The following is a 24904-nucleotide window of genomic DNA, read 5'->3' as shown; positions in this document are numbered from 1 at the left end:
TTAAAAAATAAATTGTAGTTTTAAGCATCCTATTATTTGCCCTTACAATTAATAACGTTAAAATGAAAAATTAAATCATAAACGTTATACTGAAATGAAAAACAGATTTCTTCTAGCGATTCTTGTATATAGGATTACTCTTCATCAATCAATCTTGTCAAAAAGAAGACAACTCAGAAAGTACTGAATCTTCCACAGAGATTCAAGATGTTATTAGTCGAAGACTACCGTTTGAAGTGATACCTCATTTTACAAAGGTTGATGATAAAATAAACAAGCTTAGGATTAAGCTTAATACAAAAGGTGAAGTACTTCAGAAAAGTTTAGATATAGATAGTGTAACCATACGCACTGATGAAATTCTATACATGACCTATGCGCAAACACATACTTATACCTTTAAACTTTTAAGGACAAACCCACAATATTATATAGAGAATATTGTTTTGCACTATAATGTTGATACAGAGAGCTATGATGAATATCTTGTACAATACGACATTAACCAGCAGGAATTCTTGGATATTTACAGTGGTTCTTATGTGGGCGAAGAGTCTAAGGCAATAATTACGGATTTGGACTCTGGTACCGTATCTACAATCTTATCTAAGAGCGGTTGCAGAAGAACTTGTGAAACTATATCAGTTAATTGCTCTGCAAGTGGCGATCATGCGCCAGGTCAAGCTTGTGACTCAACTATAAGTATAGACCAATGGGCATATACTTATGAGTCTTGTACCACTACTTGTACGGAAGAAGAAGATGCAAGCATAGACCCAGGACCATCTGGCGGTGGTGGAGGTGGTGGTAACTCAGCAGTAAATACTAACCCTGAGCCAAACGAGCCCTGCGAGAGAATTATAAACGGACAGACCTATGTAGGTATTATAGATACTGAAGGGAATTGTATAGAAGTTATGCCTAGAGATAATGATTGTGAGGCTTCCTTAAATAGTCTTAATTCACAGTATAGTTTCCTTTCTCCCTTTAATGTTGATTTAAGTGAAGTAAATCCCTGCGAATCAATTGACACAACTCAAGTTGTTGAAAATCAAAAATTCTTATGCATCTATACCAAATTAACATTATCACCTAAATTCAAAGATTTATTTACAGATACTTTTGGCGAAAATGAACAATTAAATGTAACTTTTAAGATATCTGACACCCTTACCTCAAATGGATTATGCTCACCCAATATCCTACATGATCCACTGAATGGGCAGATTACAAATGCCAATATTGACATACTTATACAAAAAAGCTATATGGAAAATGCTTCAGCAATTGCAGTTGCAAAAACTATCCTTCATGAATCTATCCATGCTTATTTAATGGTGAAACAATACGGATGTAATCAAGGCACACCTTTTGAAGAATGGAATGATTCAGACCTTGGTGAAATACTAAATGAGTACTTTCTTGAGTGCGCTCCCCTTCAAGGTCAGCATGAGTTTATGTTTAATTTTATGATACCAACTATGGGTGAAATATTAGCAGACATTAAGAATGATTTGATACCTGAAAATCATCAAACTGGTGCTGAATCACAGCTATTTATCAATGAAGACAATCCAACAACCTATCCCAGCGGCGAATATGTTCTTGATACACCATGGAATTGGGATGATTTCTTTAAGTATCTAAGCTTAGCAGGTTTGCAAAATAGTTCTGCCTTTATATTAACATATGGTGATATAGAAAACCCTACCAGTCCGTACTATGAAAATTTTTCAAGTTATATTGATACTGGTATTGAGCAATTTTCTGACGAATGTAATAATTAAAAAAGAATACAATGAAAAAGAATATTTTATTAGTAGCAATATGTCTTACCTCTTTTGTTTCATTCTCACAAAAAATAGAACTAATAAAGAACCAAGAGGTTGTTTTTGTATTTTTTGATGAGACCGATCCTTTACTAAAGAAATATAACTGTAATAATAAAAATACAATGAAAAGTTGTTGGTATAAATTCACTTTTTTGAAAAAAAACAAAAACAATTTAGATCATAATAAATTAAAAAAATCATTTATACTGGTCTACTCAAGATTTGATGATTTTGATGAATTGGAAAAAGAAAAACCTGTACTCAATATAGTTATCAATAAAAGTTTTTTAAAAAAAAATAAGTCAATAATCTTAAATAGGGAAGCGATAAATAATAAAATAGGAATAAATAACACCATAACAATTCTACAAAAGGCTAAAAAAATTATTCTTATAGAAAATATTGGTAAACAAAAAGTAAGGCTTAAAGAAGTGAGGCTTTTTGAAATTGGAGAAGAGTAATATTGTTAAATTTAAGATTGGTTTTTCAAATTCAAGTTTGTATTAATATTTTTTAAAAAATGTAATGAATAAATTCAATTTATTAAGAATATTATGTGTTTTAATATTACCTCTTAAAATTATTTCTCAAGATCATAATCATAAAAAAACAATCTTTATTGTATTTGAAGAGTAAAAGTTTGAAAAACACAAAACAAGACCTGATAATGAATATATATATATGGTGAATACGTATTTTCTGTTCCTGAAAAAGACAAATGCTAACATGCGACTTAAGGGTTTTAATAGAGTTTTTCAATTACTTATAAATTCGAAACATATTTTTTGATAGATAAAGATGAAACTAATGGTAATAAAATTACAATCAAAGAAGTTGAACATTTTTATATAGTTAAAAAAACTATGTTTTATTTACTAGTAATATGTTTTATTTCTTTTATTTAATTCAACAAAAAATCAGAAATAGTAAAAAAATAAGAGATTGTTTTTTGTATTTTTTGATGAAACGAATCTACTCCAAGAAAAATAAACATGTAACTTATCAAATACTCGGAGGTCTTCAACAAGGAAAAAACTTTACTTGGAGTTTATTGGCACAAAAAAAGCTTACCAAATTTCTAGATTTAAACCTTAATTATTTCGGAAGAAAAACAGAAACTTCAAGAACGATTCACACAGGGACGATTCAATTGAAAGCTTACTTCTAATTCTATTTGTGTAAAATCATTAAAAACTGTATACTCCCAGCAAAACCTCAATACGTTTTAATGAAAGATTTTATAATTATTGGTGCTGCACAAGCTGGGTTATCTATGGCTTATCATTTAAAGAAAAATCAAAAAGATTTTTTAATAATTGATAAAGAGGATGAAATTGGTGCCTCTTGGCTTAATCGATGGAATTCATTAAAACTCTTTACACCAACAGAATTTAACCATCTTGAAGGCATGCCTTTTCCAGCACCTAAAGGACATTATCCAGATAAATACGAAGTCGCCAATTATTTTAAAGCTTATGTAGAGAAATTTAACTTTCCTGTGCAATTAAACACGCTTGCAGAACGCATTGAAAAAGAAGACAACCATTTTGTTGTAAAAACTAATAAAGGCGATTTAAACTGTAAAGAAGTTATTGTAGCTACGGGACCGTTTCATATTCCTTACACGCCAAAGTTTCATAATAATCTTTCTGAAGATATTTTTCAAATACACAGTAACTATTACAAAAATCCAAAGCAACTAAAAGATGGTGCAACCTTGGTTGTTGGTGGAGGTGATAGCGGATTTCAAATTCTAGATGAAATTTCAGAAAAAACTAATAGAAAAACATACTTCTCAGGAAATACAGACATCAAAACTTTACCTCAAGAAATATTAGGAAAAACGCTTTGGTGGTGGTTTACCATAATAGGATTTTTAAGCTTTAGTAAAGACTCTTGGGTTGGAAAAAAGATTAGCAAATCTAAACAACCCATTATAGGTATAGATGTAAAATCTATTATTAAACGTGATAATGTTATCCCAGTAGGATACACTATAAATGCCGAAAATAATACAGTAAAAACAACCATAAAAGAATTAGAAGATGTAAAAAATATAGTTTGGGCAACAGGCTATAAACCTAATTTTGAATGGATAGAAACTATTGAATTAACGCAAAACGGCTACCCTAAACATCATCGTGGTATTAGCAGCACAAAAGGACTCTATTTTATAGGTTTACCATGGTTACATACACGTGGTTCTGCAACTTTAGGAGGCATTAAAAAAGACGCTAAATATTTAGCGAACAAGATATTAAAAAAATAAACCCTAAATTATAACTGTTCTATATTAGCTACACAAAGTAACTTAAGTCACCAACGAATACACAAAGTTTTGTAAATTTGCTTTGGTATGAGTAAAATTTTGGCATTAACATATTCGATTTTGATACTTATTCAAAGTTTCAACATTAACTTAGAAGACTTTTCTAAGATTAATGCCTTAATTGACCATGCTCAGTTTCATAAAGAAATGTATGGTGATTCATTTTTTCAGTTCATAGCTGAACATTATGGAGATGCTAAAGACGACCATAAAAGCGACCATAAAGAACATGAGGATTTACCTTTCAAAGACGGTCATCATATGTGTACACATATTAATTTATCTTTTATTAATCCAACTATTTCTATCATAATAAGTAACGAAGAATTCATAGAAATTCCTTTCAATTTCGTTTACAAAGAATCTTTTACTTCATTTGAAAAACCTTCTATTTTTCAACCACCAAAACACGCATAATTCATTTTAAAATCCAACCTGTTTAAAGTAATAAACAGGCTAGTTTCAATTTTATTATCATGAATTATGTTAGAAAAAATCATAAAATCAAGCTTAAATAATAAGCTTATTATTTTCCTTTTTACAGCATTTATTATTGGTTTCGGAATTTTCTCTTTGACCCAAATTCCTATTGGCGCTGTACCAGATATTACCAATAATCAAGTCCAAGTGATTACCACATCACGCAACTTATCAACCCAAGATGTTGAGCAATTTATTACCTATCCTGTCGAGCTAGAAATGGCAAATTTACCAGGCGTAGAAGAGATAAGATCAGTTTCAAAATTTGGTCTTTCTGTGGTAACGATTGTTTTTGAAGACAAAATGGGCACATACCTACCAAGACAATTAATTGCCGAAAAAATCAAGTCAGCTTCAGAAGTTATCCCAGATGGTTTTGGCTCGCCAGAAATGGGACCAATCACCACTGGTTTGGGTGAAATTTACCAATACATTCTTGATGTTAAACCTGGTTACGAAGACCAATACACCACAACCGAACTGCGTACCATTCAAGATTGGATAGTAAGGCGTCAACTATCAGGTATTCCTGGTGTTGTTGAAGTCAATACTTGGGGCGGATATTTAAAGCAATACGAAGTTGCCATTAACCCAAATAAGCTAAATGCTATGAATATTTCGGTGTCCGAAATTTACGACGCATTAGAAAAAAACAATAGTGTTGCTGGTGGTGGATATATCGAAAAAACCAACGAAGCCTATTTTATTCGTGGTGAAGGTTTGGTTAAAAACCTTGAAGATATAGAGCAAATCGTAGTGAAAAATGAAGGCGCGCCAATTTATATTAAAGACGTTGCTAAGGTAGGTTTTGGAAGCGCTACACGTTTTGGTGCCATTACTGGTAACGGTGAAGGCGAAAAAGTACTTGGGCAAATTATGATGCTTAAAGATGGTAACTCTAAAGCCATTATCGACGCCGTAAAAGAACGCGTAAAAGACATACAAAAAAGCCTACCAGAAGGTGTTTACATCAACGGATTTTTAGAACGTAGCGAACTGATTGGCAAAACGACCTTTACCGTGTCTGAAAACCTAATTTTAGGATCTTTAATCGTCATTTTTGTTGTGGTTTTATTACTTGGTAATTTACGCTCAGGTTTGGTCGTTGCGTCTGTTATTCCGTTGAGTCTGTTATTCGCCATTTCACTAATGAACATTTTTGGTGTAGATGCCAATTTAATGAGTCTTGGTGCAATAGATTTTGGGATTATTATTGATGGTGCTGTAATTATTGTCGAGTTTATTGCTTTTAGAATTATTACCGAAAGTGAAAAACTAAAATTACTCACAAAAGAAGCAAAACAGTCAGAAATTGATCAAATTACGTTAAAAAGCGCATCAAAAATGATGAATTCTGCCATTTTTGGCCAATTAATCATCTTAATTGTATTCATTCCAATTTTATCATTAAGCGGTGTAGAAGGCAAAATGTTTAAGCCTATGGCATTGACGTTTAGTTTTGCATTAATTGGTGCTATGTTACTGTGTTTGACTTACGTTCCTGTAGTATCATCTTTATTTTTGAAACCGAAAAAGCCAAGCGAAAGAAATATTTCCGTTAGGTTAATGAAAGCGCTTAACTCTTGGTACAAACCATCAATACATTGGGCCTTACAACACAAAAAAATTGTGGTGAGTTTAGCCGGAATTTTACTAGCTATCAGCATCTTTTTATTTAGTAAAATGGGTGGTGAATTTGTACCAACTTTAGATGAAGGCGACTTCGTAATTCAACCTGTTTTAAAAACAGGAACATCACTTGGAAAAACCATTGAAATCACAACCAAAATCGAAAACATTCTTTTAGAAAATTTTCCAGAAGTTGATCAAGTAGTAAGTCGTATTGGTGCTGCCGAAGTCCCAACAGATCCAATGTCTATGGAAGAAAGTGATGTCATCATAAAACTAAAACCAAAAGACGAATGGGTAAGCGCAGAAAGTAAAGACGAATTAGCCGATAAATTTAAAGACGCATTAAGTATCATTCCTGGTATGGAAGTGGAATTTACACAACCTATCGAAATGCGTTTTAACGAGCTAATTACTGGTGTTAGAGCCGATGTTGCTATTAAAATTTTTGGTGAAGACTTATCCATTTTAGCCAATAAAGCAGACGAAGTGAAAGAATTAATTAAAAATGTTGAAGGCGCTTCAGATATTATTATTGAAAAAGTAGAAGGCTTACCTCAAATGAGCGTGTCTTTTAACCGAAGTAAAATTGCGCGTTACGGATTGAATATTTCTGATGTTAATCAAGTGATTTCAATGGGATTTGCTGGCGGAACTGTTGGGCAAGTGTTTGAAGGCGAAAAGCGCTTTGATTTAGTGATGCGTTTAGACCAAAACAACAGAAAAAACCTAGCCAGTCTTCAAAATTTATATGTCGATACACCAAGTGGTACAAAAATTCCGCTTAGCGAATTAGCAGAAATCACATACACCACTGGACCTGCAAAAATTTCAAGAGACGACACCAAGCGTCGTATTGTTGTTGGTATTAACGTGCGTAACCGCGATTTACAATCGGTAGTAGATGACGTAAGAGCTATTCTAGACCAACAACTAAAATTACCTGTTGGCTACAACGTAACTTATGGTGGACAATTTGAAAACTTACAAAGTGCCAAAGCACGTTTAATGATTGCGGTTCCAATTGCTTTAGCCTTAATTTTCTTACTGCTGTATTTTGCATTTGGCTCAGCAAAAGAAGCCTTATTAGTATACTCTGCTATTCCATTATCTGCTGTTGGTGGCGTATTGCTTTTATGGTTACGCGATTTACCGTTTAGCATCTCTGCAGGTGTTGGTTTTATTGCGCTTTTTGGAATTGCCGTACTTAATGGTATCGTACTTATAGAACATTTTAAAGAACTAAAAGAACACGGTATGGATGATATAGAAGAACGCATAAAACGTGGTACCTCAGAGCGTTTGCGACCTGTTTTACTAACCGCAGCAGCAGCAGCTTTAGGATTTTTACCTATGGCGGTTTCCACCAATGCTGGTGCCGAAGTTCAGCGTCCTTTAGCAACCGTAGTCGTTGGCGGTTTAGTCACTGCAACCGTATTAACCCTAATTGTGTTACCTGTTTTATACGCGTGGTTTGAAACTAAAAAAGAAATTAAAATGAATAAAACTGCAATCGTTACCATTCTCGGTTTCTTTTTTATGATGAATGCTAACGCTCAAAATCCATTAACCATTGAAGAAACCTTAGCGTTAGCTATAGAAAATAACGCTAGTTTAAAAGCTTCAAATCTTAAGGTAGACGAAAGCAATGCTTTAATAGGAAGCGCTTTTAGTTTTGATAAAACGTCAATTTATTACAGTTATGATGAAAATAATTTAGCTATAAACAATCAACCGCTAAAAGTGTTTGGTATTGCTCAAGATTTTAAGTTTCCGACGGTATATTTTGCGGAAAAGAAAACCAATAAAGCGAAAGCTAGTCTAGAAGAAACACATTACAATCTCAAGTTTGAGCAATTACAGCAAGCGGTTTACGCCAACTATTATCAATTGAGTTATGCTAAAAACAAGGCGAAAACCTATAAATATTTAGATAGTCTGTATCAAGATTTTGCAAATAAATCTGAACGTCGTTTTGAAGTTGGCGAAACCAATTATTTAGAAATGATTACCGCCAAATCCAAACAAAAACAGTTAGAAACCTTGTACAAACAGGCACTTAAAGAAGTTGCGTTTTCTAAAGAACAACTCAAAAGTGTTGTACAAGTTGATAGTTTAGAGATTGTTGACCAACCGCTTGAACAATTACAAATTGAAACGATTTCAACACAAAATAATGTTGGTTTTCAATACTTTGAACAAGCTAAAAACTATCAAAACGCCATCTATCAACAAGAAAAACAAAACTTGTTACCAGATATTAGTGTAGAGTATTTTCAAGGTACAAACGACCAATTAAACACCAATATAAAAGGGTATCAATTAGGGTTGAAAATTCCGTTGTTGTTTTCTGGCAATGCTTCAAAAATAAAAGCTTCAAAAATTGCTAAAGACATTATTACAGAGCAACAACAAGATTACAAAACCAAGTTAAACACTAAGTACAATGCACTTTTTGCGACTTTAGCGCAATACGAAGAAGCTGTAAATTACTATAATAATGAAGGTGAAGACCTTAAAAATCAAATTATAAAAACAGCAACTCGTACGTTTAAAGAAGGTGAAATTGACTTTTTTCAATACATACAAAGCCTTGAAACCGCTAGCGAAATTGAATTATCGTACCTAGAAAATTTAAACGCTTACAATCAAACCGTAATACAAATTAACCACCTTACTCTAAATATCAATTAAAATGAAAAACATATATATACTTCTTTTTTCGCTTTTATTTTTAGCCTGCGGAAACAAAGAAAACAACACAGAAATGGTTGAAAACACACCAACCAAAAGCAATGTAATAACAGTAACTAAAGCTCAATTTGAAAGTGAGCAAATGGTTTTAGATACTTTGAAAACACTTGATTTTTCAACAGGAATTGCCGTTACCGGAATGATAGACGTACCACCAAAAAACAAATCGAGTATCACGACATTTATTGGTGGATATATTACAAACACACCGCTTTTAGTTGGTGATGAAGTTAAAAAAGGACAACTTTTAGTAAGCTTAAAAAATCCTGAGTATGTTGAAATTCAGCAAAACTATCTAGAAATCGCAGAGCAACTTAATTACTTAAAAGCTGAATTTAACAGACAAAAAACGTTGTTTGATGAAGAAATAACTTCAGAAAAAAACTTCCTAAAAGCGCAAAGTACTTACAAAAGTAGTTTAGCTACTTACAACGGACTAAAGAAAAAACTACAAATGATGAATATTAGTCCAGCTGCTGTAGAACAAGGAAATATCACCTCAACCATTAGTCTTTACGCACCAATTAACGGAAACGTCACTAAAGTAAATATAAGTAATGGTGCTTATGTTGCGCCAAACGATGTGATATTAGAAATTGTAGATATTGATCATATTCATTTGGAATTATCTGTATTTGAAAAAGACATCATGCACATCAAAAAAGGTCAAAAAATACAGTTTAAAATTCCTGAAGCTTCAGAAAAAACTTTTGAAGCAGACGTACATTTAGTAGGTACTACCATCGATGAAACTACAAGACGTGTTAAAGTTCACGGACATGTAGATAAAGACTTAGCTAATTTTATTGTTGGTATGTTTGTAGAAGCTAACATTATTACAGACAGTAAAAAAGGTGTTGGCTTGCCAAACGAAGCTATTGTAAGTGAAGACAAAAATAATTATGTGCTTGTTTTAGATGAAACAACTACTGATGGCTATCAATTTAAAAAGCTAAAAGTTAATACAGGACAACAAGACGAAAATGCTACAGAAATTTTAAATCCTGAAGTTTTACAAAACAAACAAATATTAGTTAAAGGTATCGGAATGCTACTGGAAGAAGGTGGCGAAAACTAATAGATAAGATGATTAAACATAAAACGCCCAAAACTATTCGTTTTGGGCGTTTTTTTATTTATAAATTGCTGCTTTTACAGGAATTTTACATCTTCATTAACCATTCTTTTACATCAACTTCTTTTTTAATGATGTCACGTAATTCTTCAATTTTAACACGCTTTTGTTCCATAGTATCTCTATGACGTATCGTTACGGTGTTATCTTCTAGACTTTCGCCATCTACTGTGATACAAAATGGTGTACCAGCTGCATCTTGACGACGGTAACGTCTACCAACTGCATCTTTTTCATCATAAGTAACGTTAAAATCCCATTTTAAATCATCTACAATATCTTTTGCCATTTTAGTTAGACCTTCATCTTTTCTAACTAATGGTAAAATAGCTGCTTTTGTTGGTGCTAAAACTGCTGGTAATTTTAAAACAGTTCTTTCGCTTCCGTCTTCTAAAGTTTCATCTTGTAAACTATTAGAGAATACTGCTAAAAACATACGATCTAAACCAATTGAGGTTTCTAAAACATAAGGTGTATAGCTCGTATTTTCTTCGTGATCGAAATACTGAAGTTTTTTTCCAGAATACTCTTCGTGTTGTTTTAAATCGAAATCTGTACGTGAGTGAATTCCTTCTAATTCTTTAAATCCGAATGGGAATTTAAACTCGATATCTGTAGCTGCATCTGCGTAATGTGCTAATTTTTCGTGATCATGGAAACGGTAGTTATCTTCGCCTAAACCTAGCGATTTATGCCATTTAAGACGTGTTTCTTTCCAGTAATCAAACCATTCTTTTTGTGTACCTGGTTTGATAAAGTATTGCATTTCCATTTGTTCAAACTCGCGCATTCTAAAGATAAATTGTCTTGCAACAATTTCGTTTCTAAAGGCTTTTCCTGTTTGTGCAATACCAAAAGGTATTTTCATACGTCCTGTTTTTTGCACATTAAGGAAGTTTACAAAAATACCTTGTGCTGTTTCTGGACGTAAGTATAAATCCATTGCGCTTTCAGCACTTGCCCCTAATTTGGTGCCAAACATTAAGTTGAACTGCTTAACGTCTGTCCAGTTTTTACTTCCTGTTAAAGGGTCTGCAATTTCTAATTCTTCAATTAAGGCTTTTACATCTGCTAAATCTTCATTTTCTAAAGATTTACCAAGACGTTTTAGGATGGTATCAATTTTTTCTTGATAGCCTAAAACACGACCGTTTGTGCTTAAAAACTCTTCTTTATTAAAAGCTTCACCAAAACGTTTTTCGGCTTTTTTAACTTCTTTATCAATTTTAGCTTCAATTTTTGCGCAATAATCTTCAACTAAAACATCTGCACGATAGCGCTTTTTTGAGTCTTTGTTATCAATTAACGGATCATTAAAGGCATCTACGTGTCCAGACGCTTTCCAAGTGGTTGGATGCATAAAAATTGCAGCATCTAATCCTACAATATTATCGTGCATTTGCACCATTGCGCGCCACCAATAGTCGCGTATGTTTTTCTTTAATTCTACACCGTTTTGTGCGTAGTCGTAAACTGCGCTTAGTCCATCGTAAATTTCGCTACTTTGGAACACGTAACCATACTCTTTTGCGTGAGAGATTACTTTTTTAAATTGATCGTCGTTGTTTGCCATGCCACAAAAATAAAAAACCGCTCAAATTAATAGAGCGGTTTTATTTAAAAAAATATGCTTTGTTTTATTTTAATTCTATACTGGTAGCTCCTAATCTTAAATCATCGTGAAAGATACTTATAAAATAGTGTCCTTTTTTGAACGGTTCATCATCGTCATCTGCAACTACATCAGTACAAACCTGTAAATCTTTATTTTCGTAATTCACAATTTCTTTTTTGCTGTACAACAAAGAATAATCCCCAAAAAACATCTCACCTTGATCTGACACTACATTTCCTTCAGGACCTACAATTTGAACGTATAAATCTTTCTTACCTTTTGGAGTCAATGGGTTTTCCGATAAATTTATACACACATTCATTGCATTAGTACGACGTGCTTTTTCAGTGGTTCTTTTTTTGCCCGACTTGAGTCTGTATGCCTTAACAGCAACACTATTAGCTTTTAAAATAGAAGCAGCATCAATGGTTTTGTTTAACGATGCATTGGTCTCTTCGAGTTTACTAATAGTTTTAGAGTTTTTCTTAATGGTACTTAGCGCTAATGACTTTTCTTGCTCTAGCTTAAGATTTGCTGTATTTAAAGAATCTATGGTACCTAAAAGAACTTTACTTTTATCTTTTAGCACCAAGAAATGATCTTTGAATTTTGAAATTATTGATAAATCACTTTTTAGAAGTTTAAGTGAATCAAGTGCATTTTTAGCCTCTAATCTGGCATCATTTAATTGCGCAGTCATTAATCCGTGATCCTCACTTAATTCATCATAACTTTCTAGCATTTCTGATAATTCTGTTTCTATCAGAACTTTTTCTTGCTTTAAAAAATCCTCATAAGATTTTATAGATTTATAATTCGAAAAACTATAAAGCCCAAGACCTGTTAAGACGACTAATAAGGAACCGATAATTATCCTATAGTTAAATATGTGGGGACTAACTATCATAATTAATTTCTTAATTTGATGCGAAATTAGATGTATTGACAGTATTCCTTAATTTTAATCGATTAAATGATAATAAATTTGTTAAAATTGTTTTTTCCTACAGTATGCGAAGCTTGTAGTGAAATATTGAATGATAATGAAGCTGTAATCTGCACTGGCTGCAGACATCAGTTGCCTACAACAAATTTTCATTTTGATAATTCTGACGACGTAAAGAAAATCCTTTATGGACGTGTTAAACTACAACACGCAACGGCATTACTACACTTCTCTAAAAAAGGTATAGTTCAGCAATTACTTCATAATCTAAAGTACAGAGGCCATGAGCAAATTAGTCCATTTCTTGGTGAATGGTTAGGGGCTGAATTAAAAACTCTTGATGCTTATAAACACATTGATGTTGTTGTACCTGTTCCGCTGTATAAAAGCAGATTGCGAAAACGTGGTTATAATCAAGTTGCTAAATTTGGTAAAGCACTATCAGAAGCTCTTGATGCCGCATACAATGATTCTGTTTTGATAAAAACAAAATCTACCAAAACACAAGTTTTTAAAGGGAGATTATCGAGATGGAATAATGACGATGCCATATTTGATATTTCAGAAAAAGAATCACTCAAAGGAAAACATATTCTTCTGGTTGATGATATTATTACCACTGGTGCAACCGTAGAAGCTTGCGCTTCCGTTTTGTTAAAAATTGATAATATTTCGTTAAGTCTCGCAACCATGGCAATTGCAGATTGATTTTTTCGTTTCTAAATTTTAATATCGTTTCTTTGTGCAAAATAATATAAAGTCAATGCGTTTATCTTTAGTACGATTACTTAGCCTAGTAACTATAGCAATAACTATTGCTAGTTGTGCTAATCGTGGTACTCCTACTGGCGGAGAAAAAGATACTGATCCACCTGTTATTGTCAGAGCTGTACCAGAAAATTTCTCAACTAATTTTAAAGGCAACGAAATACGAATTTATTTTGACGAATATGTAAAGATAAAGGATGCTCAAAAGCAACTTATTATCTCGCCTCCTATGGATACGGCTCCCATAATTACTCCAATGAGTACGGCTAGCAAGTACATTACCATAAAAATAGAAGATACACTTATAGACAACACAACATATGCCTTTAATTTTGGTGAAAGTATAGTTGACAATAATGAGGAAAATCCATATCCTTACTATCGCTATGTATTTTCTACAGGCAACACTATAGATTCGTTATCAGTGCAAGGTTATGTAGTTGATGCTTTGCAGGAACAAGCAGATCCTTTTGTTTCTGTAATGTTATACGAAGTAGATTCTACCTACAAAGATTCTATAGTTTATAAAGAAAAACCAAGATATATTACTAATACACTAGATAGTTTAACTACGTTTAGCATTGAGAATATCAAAGCTGGGAAATACAAACTTGTAGCTTTAAAAGACAAAAACAGCAATTATAAATTTGACCAAAAGGATGACAAGATTGGTTTTAAAGAAGACTATATCGATGTACCAAATGATTCATTATATAAACTGACTCTTTTTAAAGAAGAAGTAAACTATAAAGCTGTAAAACCAAAGCAAGCAGGAGAAACTAAGATTATCTTTCCTTACGAGGGTGATTACGAATCTATACGGATTAAAGTTTTAGGCCAAAAACCTGAAGGTTATGCCACTCGTATTGTAAAAGATGATAAAACCGACACTTTATACTATTGGTACAAACCAAAATTTGAATTAGATTCCACACTATTCTTAGTCACTAATAAAACACAAGTAGATACTTTTAATCATCGTTTTAGAGCTCTTGAAGCAGATTCCTTAGAAATTAAATCAATTACTTCTGGGAATGTAAACTATGACCAAGATTTTACACTATCAGCGACTACTCCACTTTCTAGTATCGACACAACAAAGATTAGTATTATAGACAAAGATTCATTAAATGTACCTTATAAAGTACTGTATGATTCCATATCTAACAGATATAAGTTTCCTGTAGAAAAACAAGAAGGGCAACAATATAAAGTTACCATGCTACCTGAGACTTTTAAGGACTTCTACGACGGAGTAAACAAAGACACTTTAAATTTTAGTTTTAAGACTAAAATGAAATCAGAATATGGCAATATTAGAGTTAATCTTAGAAATGCTACCTTTCCATTAATCGTTCAGTTAACTAATGATAAAGGTGAAGTATTCTACGAAAAATATACTGCCGAGTCTCCTGTTGTAGATTTCACCAACTTACCTCCAAAACTTTATAAGTTACGTGTTATACATGACACCAATGGGAATGGTAAATACGACACAGGAAATTATTTATTGGGAATACAGCCAGAACGTGTGAGTTATTCACCTCCGATAGAAGAAGTACGCTCTAATTTTGATTTTATTATAGAGTTTGAGTTATTAAAAGAATAAGTCAAAATTATCTTTGTCCTTCAAAAAACCAAGCTTTTCTCTATACTTACTGATATGACTTTTTTCTAAAGTAAGAACCTCAACAGTTTCTTTACGCTCTGGTATTGTATCTAGTCTATTACCAAGAACATCAAAAGCTGATGAATGTCCTGAATATTCATAATCATTTCCATCTAAACCAACTCTGTTTACACCAATACAAAACGCCATATTTTCGATGGCTCTAGCTTTTAACAAAGCATCCCAAGCAGCAACACGAATCATTGGCCAATTAGCTACATAGATAAGCACATCATAGTCTTCAGCATTTCTAGCCCAAACAGGAAAACGCAAATCATAACAAACTAAAGGACAAATTTTCCAACCTTTGTAATTGAAAATTACTTTTTCATTTCCTGCTGTATAAACTTTATGTTCGCCAGCTAAGGTAAAAGTATGCCGCTTGTCATAATGTAATATTTCACCTGAAGGCTCCACACAGACCAATCGATTATAAAAATTGTTATTTTCCTCAATGACCAAGCTACCAATAAATGCCGCTTGTTTTTCTTTAGCCATAGATTTTAGCCAATGAATACTTTCACCACTCATAGATTCAGCCACATGAGAAGCGTTCATAGTAAAACCAGAAGTAAACATTTCTGGCAAAACAAAAAGGTCAGCCGTTACTGAACTGACCATTTGCTCTATATGTTTTCTATTAGCTTGTGGGTTTTCCCAAACCAAGTCTGTTTGTATCAATGCAACCGTTAAGATATCACTCATAGACTAGCCCTTTTTCACTTTCTTTTTTGCCTTTTCTACTTTTTCTTTTAGCTTTTCAATTTTTTCAAGCCACTTTTCTTCATCTTTTGGTGACAACTTACCCTTACCTTTTAACTTCTCGTATTTTGATTGAGACTTCTTTAAATCGGACTGAGATTTGTCTAAAGCTTTTTGAAGTTTCGCTTGTTTCTTCAATTTCTTTTCAGCTTTTTTTCTTGCTTGTTCGGCCTTCTTTAATGCTTTTTCTGCTTTTTTATTAGCTCTTTCTAGCTTTTCTGCTTCTCTTACCTTCGCCTCCTCTTTTAATTTTTCAGATGCTTCTTTTAAAATAGCCGTCTTCTCTTCTGGTTTTAAAGTTCCGGTAACTTCTTTTCCATCAACAAAAACCTTTTCCTTTTTAACTTCATAGGTTTTACCATCTTTTTCTATTTTTTGTGCGAATGATGTAAGTGAAAATCCTAGCAATAGGATTATAATGTGAAATTTCATAATTGTAGTTTTGTATTCATTTAGTCAGACACAGGAATGTACAAAAAGTAACTTAAATTTTGCATAAAATTTCGGAAGCTTTGACTAAAGTTTCATCAGTTTTAGCAAAACAAAAGCGTAACACCTTATCGTCTTTTCCTTGCTCATTAAATACCGACATCGGAATTGAAGCGATTTTGAATTCTTTGGTTAAACGCTTAGCAAAATCCACATCATGTTCGTCCGTAATTTCAGAATAATCTAGCACCTGAAAATAAGTACCTTTTGAAGGTGTAAATTTAAATCGAGATTCTGAGATTAGACTAAGAAACAAATCGCGTTTTTGTTGAAAAAAATCATTCAAACCTAAATATGTCTCAGCATCTTTCATGTAATCGGCAATACCTTTTTGCATGGGATGGTTTACAGAAAACACATTGAACTGATGCACTTTTCTAAACTCGTTCATTAAATCTTCTGGAGCGCAGCAGTAGCCTATCTTCCAGCCTGTATTATGAAATGTTTTACCAAATGAAGCTGTAATAAAACTTCGGGATTTTAAATCTGAAAACATACATATACTATTGTGCGATTCACCATCAAAAATGATATGTTCATAAACTTCATCACTCAATACAATAATATTAGTGTCTTTAGTTAATTTTTGAAGTTGTAACATATCGGCTTTAGACCAAACCGTTCCACTTGGATTGTGTGGAGTGTTGATGATGATCATCTTGGTTTTTAATGATATTTTTGAAGCGACTTCGTCCCAATTTACACTATAATTAGGAGCTGAAAGTTGTATCGAAATAGTTTTCCCTCCATTGACTTCAATAGCTGGTTGGTAACAATCATAAGCTGGCTTAAAAATGATGACTTCATCATTTTGCTTTACAAATGCTGAAATAATAGTATAAATCGCTTGTGTTGCGCCCGCAGTAACCGTAATTTCCGTGTCTGGATGATAGGTTGACTTATAAAGTAGATTGTATTTATTGGTTATAGCTAATCGTAAATCTAAATTTCCAGCCATAGGAGCATACTGATTGTAGCCATTTTTCATAGCTTCAAACACTAAACTATTTAACTTTTCTGAACTAGGATAATTTGGAAACCCTTGTGACAAATTAATAGCATTGTTTTCTTTAGCCAAGGCGCTCATTACCGTAAAAATGGTAGTGCCTACATTGGGTAGTTTGGATTGGTGTTGCATAGATTGAAATATACTAAATCTTAAAGTATTTCGTTTTGCTTTTATGAAAAAAACGATACTATTATTTTTATTTTCTTTTCTAATCGTTGGTTTTTCTAAAAGAGAAAAAAATACAAAAACTATTCATGTATATGTTGCTCTATGCGATAATGAAAACCAAGGTATTGTTCCTGTTCCAAGTAAGTTAGGAAATGGTCAAGACCCAAAAAACAATTTGTATTGGGGAGCGCTTTACGGAGTTAAAACTTATTTTAAAAACTCTAAAGATTGGACCTATGTTAAATCTATAAAAAGCGATAATCAAAAAATATTAGAACGGTTGTTATTCAAACATAAATCATCCAATACTTACTTATTAGCAGATGCTTATGATGGAAAACACATTAAGCAAACCACAATAGATTATATTGAAGCAACTGCTGGCAGAAACAGCTTTTCAATAACCTATAACTCAAGCAAACTTAATTTTGGTGGAGGCTCAGAACTATTGGCTTATGTTGGTCATGATGGACTGATGGATTTTAATGTTGAAGGTAATTTTTCACCTATCAACAAAGCTAAACGTGACGCTATAGTATTAGCATGTGCTAGCAAATCTTATTATAAAACCTATTTTAAAAAAACTAAAGTGAATCCTTTGGTGTGGACGACAGGGTTGATGGCACCAGAGGCTTATACACTTAAAGCTTCTATTGATGGATGGATTTTAAAGGAATCAGATGCTCAAATAGCTGAACGAGCTGCGCAAGCTTATCATAAATATCAAAAGTGTGGAATTAAAGGAGCCAGGAGATTATTGGTTACTGGTTTTTAACTTTTCGATACAATTTGCTCGTGCCTAAGAAATCACTCGAAGTGACGAATAAAAAATCCCAAACATTTCTGTTTGGGATTTAGTTTTATATGAGATGCTGAAACAAGTTCAGCATGACAAAATGATATTAATATCTGTAATGCTCAGGTTTAAAAGGGCCTTCAACTTCTACACCGATATATTTAGCTTGATCTGGTTTAAGCTCTGTAAGCTCTACACCAATTTTTTCTAAGTGTAATGCAGCTACTTTTTCATCTAAATGTTTAGGAAGCATATATACTTCGTTTTCATACTTATCAGAATGATTCCAAAGTTCTATTTGGGCTAACGTTTGGTTTGTAAAAGAGTTACTCATTACAAAACTTGGGTGACCAGTAGCACAACCTAAGTTTACTAAACGTCCTTCTGCTAAAACTATAATGTCATTACTATCAATAGTATATTTGTCTACTTGTGGTTTTATAGTATTCTTAGTATTACCGTAGTTTTCATTTAACCAAGCCATTTGTATTTCGTTATCAAAATGACCAATGTTACATACTATGGTTTTATCTTTCATTGCTTTAAAGTGCTCTGCACGTACAATGTCTTTGTTTCCAGTTGTAGTAATTACGATATCTGCATTACCAACAACAGTTTCTAATTTTTTAACTTCAAAACCGTCCATTGCAGCTTGTAACGCACAAATTGGGTCTATTTCAGTTACTGTTACGATACTTCCTGCACCTTTAAAAGAAGCAGCGGTACCTTTACCAACATCTCCGTAACCACAAACTACAACACGCTTTCCAGCTAACATCACGTCTGTTGCACGACGTATAGCATCTACAGCACTTTCGCGACAACCGTATTTATTATCAAATTTAGATTTTGTTACCGAGTCGTTTACGTTAATAGCAGGCATTGGCAATGTTCCGTTTTTAACACGCTCGTATAAACGGTGTACACCAGTTGTAGTTTCTTCAGATAAACCTTTAATACCAGAAGCTAATTCTGGGTATTTATCTAAAACCATATTAGTTAAATCTCCACCATCATCAAGAATCATGTTTAATGGTTTACGATCTTCTCCAAAAAATAAAGTTTGCTCGATACACCAGTCAAACTCTTCTTCTGTCATATCTTTCCAAGCATAAACAGCTGTTCCAGCAGCAGCAATTGCAGCAGCAGCTTGATCTTGCGTTGAGAAAATATTACAACTACTCCAAGTTACTTCTGCACCTAAAGCTTGTAATGTTTCAATTAAAACTGCAGTTTGAATGGTCATGTGTAAACAACCAGCAATACGTGCACCTTTTAAAGGTTGTTCGTCTTTATATTCTTCACGTAAGCTCATTAAACCTGGCATTTCTGCTTCGGCTAATTCAATTTCTTTTCTTCCCCAAGCCGCAAGCGACATGTCTTTTACCTTATTTGGTACGTAAGCAACTGTTTTTGTACTCATTTCTTTTCTTTCTTTTTTAAATTGTTTGCCTTTGGGTTTAGCCTTGAATTGGTTAAATTCGTCCACAAACAAATGCTAAATCTGCCTTAGGCGATGCAAAGATAATCAATAGCTTTTAGAATATTAAATGCCACTCTATAAATCCATTAGTGTAAATTCACAAACTACTGTTAAAATCTGGAAGATTGAAGAATCTTATGATGAGCTATTTGAACCTTTAGATTTAAAACCTCAAAGCTTGGATCGTGTTTTAGGCATGAAAAGTGAATTGCACCAACGTGGTTTTTTAAGTGTCAGGCATTTGCTTCGTGAGTTTGGTTATACAGACCAAGATTTGTTTTATGACGATAATGGAAAACCACATCTTAAAGATGGTAACCATATTTCTATAACACACAGTTTTACGTTCTCTGGTGTTATTGTTAGTGATAAGGAAGTCGGTATAGATATTGAAATGCAGCGCGATAAAATTGCAGTTATCGCGCATAAATTTGTGGACTATGAGTTTAATTATCTAGCTAAATCTGCTGACGACTACATTAATAAACTCACTGTAATTTGGGGAATTAAGGAATCTTTGTATAAGCTTTTTGCAACTCCAGGTATGTTATTTAAAGAACATTTTTTAGTGATTCCTTTTATGCTGAATGATGGTAATACGGTTGCTTGGATAGACTACAACAATAAAAAACACAGATACAATACTGCTTTTCTAGAATTTGAAGGTTTTACTTGTGCATACGTTACAGAATAATGAACATTTATAACCATATATTACAAGCTAAAGCTGATGGACATAAATTATTAGCTGTACTTATTGATCCTGATAAATTTGAACTTAAAAATGCTCTTCAATTTATAAAAAAGGTCAACACATCTATTATTACACATATTTTTGTAGGAGGAAGTACAGTAAACAAAAATAAAACACAGGAATTGGTTGAAGTAGTAAAAATGCTCACAGAATTGCCTGTAGTTTTATTTCCTGGCGATATAACTCAGATTTCTAAGGATGCTGATGCCATCTTATTTTTATCACTTTTATCAGGAAGAAATGCCGACTACTTAATTGAAAAGCAAGTGCAAGCAGTACCTTTGTTAGAAAACACCAATTTAGAAGTGATTTCTACAGGTTATATCTTAATTGAATCTGGAAAAGAAACCGCAGTACAACGCATTACAAAAACATTACCAATAGACAGAACAGATACTGAAAAAATAAAACATACAGCTAAAGCTGGCGAGTTGCTCGGTAATAAATTAATCTATTTAGAAGCTGGAAGTGGAGCGCAATATGAAATCCCTTTAGAAGTAATTTCTTCAGTAAAAAACACTATAAATATCCCATTAATTGTAGGTGGAGGTATCAGAAACAAAACTCAAATAGAAAATGCTTTTTTAGCAGGTGCAGACCTTGTGGTCATTGGAACCGCCTTTGAAGAAGATGACCATTTTTTCGAACATTTAATATCCTAAATTATGCAAATATCAGTAGACTTAACCTTATCACCATTACAAGACGATTACGAAGCACATATCATAGATTTTATTAAAACATTACGCGCTTCAAAATTTACAATTTTGGAAAATCCATTAAGTACACAAGTCTATGGTGAGTTTGACGAAGTGATGCCATTTCTTAACGACGCTATTAAAGCTTCTTTTGAAAATGCAGATATCAGTTTACTTACTATGAAAATAGTAAAAACAAACCGAAGCGATTATGAACCACATTTTTGATTTCTTTTTTTCGCAATATTCAGAATATGCAACAATTGATATTATTTTAGAAATCGTTGCGGTAATATTCGGATTTCTATCCGTTTGGTATTCCAAACAAAATAAAATTCTTGTATTTCCAACAGGAATGATTAGTACATTAATTTTTGTTTATCTGTTGCTCAAATGGGAACTTCTAGGTGACATGATGATAAACGCCTATTATTTTGCTATGAGCGTTTATGGTTGGTATGTTTGGACTCGTAAAGTTGATGAAACCCACGTTACTCCTATTTCTAAAACTACTTCAAAAGAAAAAAAATTATCTGCTGGGATATTTTTAGCTACAATTGCTTTTGTATTTTTAGTGTACAAAACCTTTGATAAATGGAACGGTTGGGTAGCTTATGTAGACACTATTACTACTGCTATTTTCTTTGTTGGTATGTGGCTTATGGCACGTCGAAAATTAGAAAACTGGACCTTTTGGATTATAGGTGATATTATCTCTTTACCTTTATATTTCTATAAAGGATTTACATTTACTAGCTTCCAGTACTTAGGATTTACTGTGATAGCAATATTTGGTTACATAGCATGGAAGAAAAGCTTAAACAACAACCTGCAAACTGCATAAAAGTCGTTTTATTTGGCCCTGAATCCACAGGAAAAACTACACTTTCTAGACAATTAGCAAGACATTACAACTCGGTTTGGGTACCAGAATACGCTAGAGAATATCTTCAAAACAAGTGGAACAATGAACGCAAAACCTGCGAACCAAAAGATCTTCTTCCTATAGCAATCGGACAAATAAAATTAGAAAATGAGTTAGCCAAAAAAACAGATTCTGTTTTAATTTGCGATACAGACATCCTTGAAACTAAAGTCTATAGCGAAGCATATTATTCAGGAACCTGTGACCCGATTTTAGAAGCACATGCTCTAAAAAACACCTACGATCTCTATTTTTTAACCTATATTGACACGCCTTGGGAACCAGACGATTTGCGTGACAAACCCAATGAAAGAGAACGTATGTTCAAAGCCTTTGAAGATGCTCTAATAAAATATAAAAGACCTTATGTTTTATTAAAAGGAAGTAAGAAAGAACGGCTAGAATTGGCAGTTAAACATATTGATAAATTATTAGAAAAAAATACATGAGTTTTACAGAAAAAGACAAAAAACAAATTGAAAAAAAAGGTTTAACCATTAAAGATGTTAAGTCTCAAATTAACACCTTTAAAACAGGTATTCCTTTTACTAATATTTCTGAAGCCGCAACCATTGGTAATGGCATTACAAAACTCAACGAAACACTAATCAATCAATCTATATCCTATTTTGAGGATAAAAAAGAAGATATATCGTTATTAAAATTTGTTCCCGCTTCTGGCGCTGCCACTAGAATGTTCAAATTTCTTTTTCAATTTATTGAAGAATACGATCCTAAAGAGGAATCGATAAACTCATACATAAACAAACATAAGCTAAAAGACATGTCTTTGTTTTTAGTCGGTTTAGAAAAATTTCCTTTTTACAAGCAAGTCATTGCGCAATTATCTTCAAAATATATAAAGTATAACGAGCTTACAACTAGTGAAAAAGCTTGGCACTTTATCAATACCATGTTAGATCCAGAGCAATTGAATTTTGGTGACCAGCCAAAAGGATTATTACCTTTTCACGAATATAAGAACGATGTGATTTCAACAGCCTTTGAAGAACATTTATTTGAAAGTGCATTATATGGATCTAAAAACAATACCGCGAAATTACACTTTACAATTTCCGAACAGCATAAAGATACATTTGAAGAGGAATTTAAGCGCATAGAAGAAAAAGTTGAAAGCAAAACTGGTGTACAGTTTGAAATCTCGTTTTCTTATCAGCAAGAGTCTACAGATACAATTGCGGTAACTCCAAAAGATAAACCTTTTAGAAACGAAGATGGCAGCATACTATTCAGACCTTCTGGTCATGGTGCTTTGATTAAAAACCTCAACCAATTAGATGCTGATATCATTTTCGTTAAAAATATTGATAACGTTGTTGTCTACAAGTACAAAGACGAAGTAGCAAAATATAAAAAAGTCCTAGCTGGTATTCTTTTAGAGCTTCAAGAAAAAACATTCAAGCATCTTAGACAATTAGAGAATGATGATATATCTGAAGACGAACTAATAGAAATTGCTGAATTTTTAACCAGAGAACTAAGTGTTAAGATTTCTCACGAATTCGAAAAGTACTCTAATAAATATAAAATTGAATACCTACAAGAAAAATTAAACCGCCCTATAAGAGTTTGTGGTATGGTAAAAAATGAAGGTGAACCTGGAGGTGGTCCATTTTGGGTAAAAGATCAAAACTGGAATGAGTCATTACAAATTGTTGAGTCTGCTCAAATCAATTTAAAAGACAAATCACAGAAAAATATTCTAAAAAATTCGACTCACTTTAATCCTGTAGATTTAGTCTTAGGTGTTAAGAATTATAAAGGAGATAAATTTAATTTAGAAGATTATGTAGATCCTAAAGCAGCTTTTATTACTAATAAAACAAAAGCAGGAAAAGAGCTAAAAGCACTTGAACTACCTGGTCTTTGGAACGGAAGTATGGCGTATTGGAACACTGTTTTTGTTGAAGTACCAATCATTACTTTCAACCCTGTAAAAACCGTTAACGACTTACTAAAAGGGCCACATCAAATTAAAGACTAGTGGATATTGAGGCTTTAAAATCAGAATTGAGTTATAAGTATGTAAGAAGCTCTGGCAGTGGTGGCCAAAATGTAAATAAAGTAGCTTCAAAAGCAGAACTCTATTTTGATCTTAATAACTCTCAAGCTCTTGATGATGCAAAAAAACAAAAGTTAAAAGAAGCCTTATCCAACAGACTCAATAAAGAAGATATTCTCATACTAGCCTGTGACGAAAGTAGAAGTCAATTTAGGAATAAAGCGCTTGTAACACAACGCTTTTTAGAGTTGATTGAAGATGGTTTAAAGGAGGAAAAAGAACGAATTCCTACTAAAATACCAAAAGCTGTTAAGAAAAAAAGATTAGTCAACAAGCGTAAAAATGCTGAGAAAAAGGCAAATAGAAAACCGCCTGATATTGATTAAAAAAGTTTCCTCTTATACATACTGCTAGTCATTAATTGTTCTTATCTTTGCAGCGTTCTCAAAAAAGGGGTGCCAATAAGTGGCTGAGATCATACCCATTGAACCTAGAACAGATAATGCTGTTTAGGGACGAGCGACAAAATATCCGATGGATATTTTAGCGAGTGCAATTAGGTTATCAATTGGTTTTACTTCTGAATCTATGACTATACCTAAGTTATGCGCGCAAGATTCATAAGAAAATCAATAATTTC

General features: G+C 32.9%; 22 protein-coding genes and 1 pseudogene. 17 read left to right on the top strand and 6 right to left on the bottom strand.

The genetic code is table 11. The features are described from left to right. Positions 1-122 precede the first annotated feature (122 nt). The 7 genes and pseudogenes from AC2H4K_RS09405 (at position 123) to AC2H4K_RS09375 (ending at position 10102) form a co-directional block, all read left to right on the top strand. Entirely contained in the window at positions 123-1787 is a 1665-nt protein-coding gene (locus tag AC2H4K_RS09405; protein WP_493742357.1) for a hypothetical protein, read from the top strand. Between the two features lie 11 nt (positions 1788-1798). Continuing rightward, positions 1799-2293, top strand: coding sequence for a hypothetical protein (locus tag AC2H4K_RS09400; RefSeq protein ID WP_493742356.1), 495 nt, complete (start codon positions 1799-1801; stop codon positions 2291-2293). Between the two features lie 524 nt (positions 2294-2817). Continuing rightward, a pseudogene (locus tag AC2H4K_RS09395) lies at positions 2818-3000 on the top strand (hypothetical protein); the annotation flags it as partial. A 60-nt stretch (positions 3001-3060) separates the two neighbouring features. Continuing rightward, positions 3061-4101 carry a flavin-containing monooxygenase gene (locus AC2H4K_RS09390; protein WP_493742355.1) on the top strand — a complete coding sequence of 347 codons (1041 nt, stop codon included), beginning with the start codon at positions 3061-3063 and terminating at the stop codon, positions 4099-4101. Positions 4102-4188: 87 nt separating this feature from the next. Then, positions 4189-4578, top strand: coding sequence for a hypothetical protein (locus tag AC2H4K_RS09385; RefSeq protein ID WP_493742354.1), 390 nt, complete (start codon positions 4189-4191; stop codon positions 4576-4578). Positions 4579-4644: 66 nt separating this feature from the next. Beyond that, on the top strand, positions 4645-8964 hold the full coding sequence (locus tag AC2H4K_RS09380; protein WP_493742353.1) for a CusA/CzcA family heavy metal efflux RND transporter: 4320 nt from the start codon (positions 4645-4647) through the stop codon (positions 8962-8964). A gap of 1 nt (position 8965) precedes the next feature. After that, complete coding sequence (locus AC2H4K_RS09375) at positions 8966-10102, top strand: efflux RND transporter periplasmic adaptor subunit (RefSeq protein WP_281139158.1); 1137 nt, start codon at positions 8966-8968, stop codon at positions 10100-10102. Between the two features lie 85 nt (positions 10103-10187). On the opposite strand, the gene AC2H4K_RS09370 is transcribed toward AC2H4K_RS09375, so the two are convergent. After that, positions 10188-11732, bottom strand: coding sequence for a glycine--tRNA ligase (locus AC2H4K_RS09370; RefSeq protein ID WP_493742352.1), 1545 nt, complete (start codon positions 11730-11732; stop codon positions 10188-10190). A 64-nt stretch (positions 11733-11796) separates the two neighbouring features. Beyond that, on the bottom strand, positions 11797-12681 hold the full coding sequence (locus tag AC2H4K_RS09365; protein WP_493742351.1) for a DUF8428 domain-containing protein: 885 nt from the start codon (positions 12679-12681) through the stop codon (positions 11797-11799). 66 nt (positions 12682-12747) lie between these two features. Here AC2H4K_RS09365 and AC2H4K_RS09360 point away from each other — a divergent pair, with 66 nt between their 5' ends. Then, the gene (locus tag AC2H4K_RS09360) at positions 12748-13428 is read left to right on the top strand and encodes a ComF family protein (RefSeq protein ID WP_281139161.1); all 681 of its coding nucleotides are present in this window, start codon (positions 12748-12750) and stop codon (positions 13426-13428) included. 55 nt (positions 13429-13483) lie between these two features. Further along, positions 13484-15097, top strand: coding sequence for an Ig-like domain-containing protein (locus AC2H4K_RS09355; RefSeq protein WP_281139162.1), 1614 nt, complete (start codon positions 13484-13486; stop codon positions 15095-15097). Here AC2H4K_RS09355 and AC2H4K_RS09350 read toward each other — a convergent pair. From AC2H4K_RS09350 to AC2H4K_RS09340, 3 genes are read right to left on the bottom strand one after another with little or no spacing between them, the layout of a single operon-like run. Then, the gene (locus AC2H4K_RS09350) at positions 15086-15862 is read right to left on the bottom strand and encodes an amidohydrolase (protein WP_281139163.1); all 777 of its coding nucleotides are present in this window, start codon (positions 15860-15862) and stop codon (positions 15086-15088) included. The two genes, AC2H4K_RS09355 and AC2H4K_RS09350, sit on opposite strands and share 12 nt — an antisense overlap. Positions 15863-15865: 3 nt before the next feature. Continuing rightward, positions 15866-16351, bottom strand: a complete 486-nt coding sequence (locus AC2H4K_RS09345) for a hypothetical protein (RefSeq protein ID WP_281139164.1) — start codon at positions 16349-16351, stop codon at positions 15866-15868. Positions 16352-16403: 52 nt separating this feature from the next. After that, entirely contained in the window at positions 16404-17546 is a 1143-nt protein-coding gene (locus AC2H4K_RS09340) for a methionine aminotransferase (protein WP_281139165.1), read from the bottom strand. A 43-nt stretch (positions 17547-17589) separates the two neighbouring features. On the opposite strand from AC2H4K_RS09340, the gene AC2H4K_RS09335 reads away from it, so the two are divergent. Continuing rightward, positions 17590-18360, top strand: a complete 771-nt coding sequence (locus AC2H4K_RS09335; RefSeq protein WP_281139166.1) for a hypothetical protein — start codon at positions 17590-17592, stop codon at positions 18358-18360. A gap of 127 nt (positions 18361-18487) precedes the next feature. On the opposite strand, the gene ahcY is transcribed toward AC2H4K_RS09335, so the two are convergent. After that, complete coding sequence (gene ahcY, locus AC2H4K_RS09330) at positions 18488-19804, bottom strand: adenosylhomocysteinase (RefSeq protein ID WP_493742350.1); 1317 nt, start codon at positions 19802-19804, stop codon at positions 18488-18490. A 127-nt stretch (positions 19805-19931) separates the two neighbouring features. Between ahcY and AC2H4K_RS09325 the strand changes: the two genes are divergently transcribed. From AC2H4K_RS09325 to arfB, 7 genes are read left to right on the top strand one after another with little or no spacing between them, the layout of a single operon-like run. Then, positions 19932-20558, top strand: a complete 627-nt coding sequence (locus AC2H4K_RS09325; protein ID WP_281139168.1) for a 4'-phosphopantetheinyl transferase family protein — start codon at positions 19932-19934, stop codon at positions 20556-20558. Continuing rightward, positions 20558-21280, top strand: coding sequence for a phosphoglycerol geranylgeranyltransferase (locus AC2H4K_RS09320; protein ID WP_348634884.1), 723 nt, complete (start codon positions 20558-20560; stop codon positions 21278-21280). Before AC2H4K_RS09325 ends, AC2H4K_RS09320 begins: the two co-directional genes overlap by 1 nt. 3 nt (positions 21281-21283) lie before the next feature. Continuing rightward, the gene (locus AC2H4K_RS09315; protein ID WP_281139169.1) at positions 21284-21544 is read left to right on the top strand and encodes a thiamine-binding protein; all 261 of its coding nucleotides are present in this window, start codon (positions 21284-21286) and stop codon (positions 21542-21544) included. Next, positions 21528-22160, top strand: coding sequence for a nicotinamide riboside transporter PnuC (gene pnuC, locus AC2H4K_RS09310; RefSeq protein WP_281139170.1), 633 nt, complete (start codon positions 21528-21530; stop codon positions 22158-22160). The genes AC2H4K_RS09315 and pnuC overlap by 17 nt, the downstream gene beginning before the upstream one ends. Beyond that, positions 22121-22690 (top strand): AAA family ATPase, encoded by a 570-nt coding sequence (locus tag AC2H4K_RS09305; RefSeq protein WP_281139171.1) that lies wholly within the window; start codon positions 22121-22123, stop codon positions 22688-22690. The genes pnuC and AC2H4K_RS09305 overlap by 40 nt, the downstream gene beginning before the upstream one ends. Next, on the top strand, positions 22687-24246 hold the full coding sequence (locus AC2H4K_RS09300; protein WP_281139172.1) for a DUF4301 family protein: 1560 nt from the start codon (positions 22687-22689) through the stop codon (positions 24244-24246). Before AC2H4K_RS09305 ends, AC2H4K_RS09300 begins: the two co-directional genes overlap by 4 nt. Next, positions 24246-24650: an alternative ribosome rescue aminoacyl-tRNA hydrolase ArfB gene (arfB, locus tag AC2H4K_RS09295; RefSeq protein WP_281139173.1), complete on the top strand. Its 405-nt coding sequence runs from the start codon at positions 24246-24248 to the stop codon at positions 24648-24650. Before AC2H4K_RS09300 ends, arfB begins: the two co-directional genes overlap by 1 nt. The last annotated feature ends 254 nt before the right edge of the window (positions 24651-24904 follow it).

Source organism: Winogradskyella sp. 266wxhm (assembly GCF_058964685.1).
This window is presented reverse-complemented; position numbering and strand designations above follow the sequence as displayed.

Excerpts from the sequence above, each read along its gene's own strand:
- AC2H4K_RS09360 (WP_281139161.1), top strand. The coding sequence starts at position 12,748 with ATGATAATAAATTTGTTAAAATTGTTTTTTCCTACAGTATGCGAAGCT.
- AC2H4K_RS09325 (WP_281139168.1), top strand. The coding sequence starts at position 19,932 with ATGCCACTCTATAAATCCATTAGTGTAAATTCACAAACTACTGTTAAA.
- AC2H4K_RS09375 (WP_281139158.1), top strand. The coding sequence starts at position 8,966 with ATGAAAAACATATATATACTTCTTTTTTCGCTTTTATTTTTAGCCTGC.
- AC2H4K_RS09305 (WP_281139171.1), top strand. The coding sequence starts at position 22,121 with ATGGAAGAAAAGCTTAAACAACAACCTGCAAACTGCATAAAAGTCGTT.
- AC2H4K_RS09300 (WP_281139172.1), top strand. The coding sequence starts at position 22,687 with ATGAGTTTTACAGAAAAAGACAAAAAACAAATTGAAAAAAAAGGTTTA.
- AC2H4K_RS09355 (WP_281139162.1), top strand. The coding sequence starts at position 13,484 with ATGCGTTTATCTTTAGTACGATTACTTAGCCTAGTAACTATAGCAATA.
- AC2H4K_RS09320 (WP_348634884.1), top strand. The coding sequence starts at position 20,558 with ATGAACATTTATAACCATATATTACAAGCTAAAGCTGATGGACATAAA.
- AC2H4K_RS09315 (WP_281139169.1), top strand. The coding sequence starts at position 21,284 with ATGCAAATATCAGTAGACTTAACCTTATCACCATTACAAGACGATTAC.
- ahcY (WP_493742350.1), bottom strand. The coding sequence starts at position 19,804 with ATGAGTACAAAAACAGTTGCTTACGTACCAAATAAGGTAAAAGACATG.
- AC2H4K_RS09380 (WP_493742353.1), top strand. The coding sequence starts at position 4,645 with ATGTTAGAAAAAATCATAAAATCAAGCTTAAATAATAAGCTTATTATT.
- AC2H4K_RS09345 (WP_281139164.1), bottom strand. The coding sequence starts at position 16,351 with ATGAAATTTCACATTATAATCCTATTGCTAGGATTTTCACTTACATCA.
- AC2H4K_RS09400 (WP_493742356.1), top strand. The coding sequence starts at position 1,799 with ATGAAAAAGAATATTTTATTAGTAGCAATATGTCTTACCTCTTTTGTT.
- AC2H4K_RS09370 (WP_493742352.1), bottom strand. The coding sequence starts at position 11,732 with ATGGCAAACAACGACGATCAATTTAAAAAAGTAATCTCTCACGCAAAA.
- AC2H4K_RS09385 (WP_493742354.1), top strand. The coding sequence starts at position 4,189 with ATGAGTAAAATTTTGGCATTAACATATTCGATTTTGATACTTATTCAA.
- pnuC (WP_281139170.1), top strand. The coding sequence starts at position 21,528 with ATGAACCACATTTTTGATTTCTTTTTTTCGCAATATTCAGAATATGCA.
- AC2H4K_RS09340 (WP_281139165.1), bottom strand. The coding sequence starts at position 17,546 with ATGCAACACCAATCCAAACTACCCAATGTAGGCACTACCATTTTTACG.
- AC2H4K_RS09365 (WP_493742351.1), bottom strand. The coding sequence starts at position 12,681 with ATGATAGTTAGTCCCCACATATTTAACTATAGGATAATTATCGGTTCC.
- AC2H4K_RS09350 (WP_281139163.1), bottom strand. The coding sequence starts at position 15,862 with ATGAGTGATATCTTAACGGTTGCATTGATACAAACAGACTTGGTTTGG.
- AC2H4K_RS09335 (WP_281139166.1), top strand. The coding sequence starts at position 17,590 with ATGAAAAAAACGATACTATTATTTTTATTTTCTTTTCTAATCGTTGGT.
- AC2H4K_RS09390 (WP_493742355.1), top strand. The coding sequence starts at position 3,061 with ATGAAAGATTTTATAATTATTGGTGCTGCACAAGCTGGGTTATCTATG.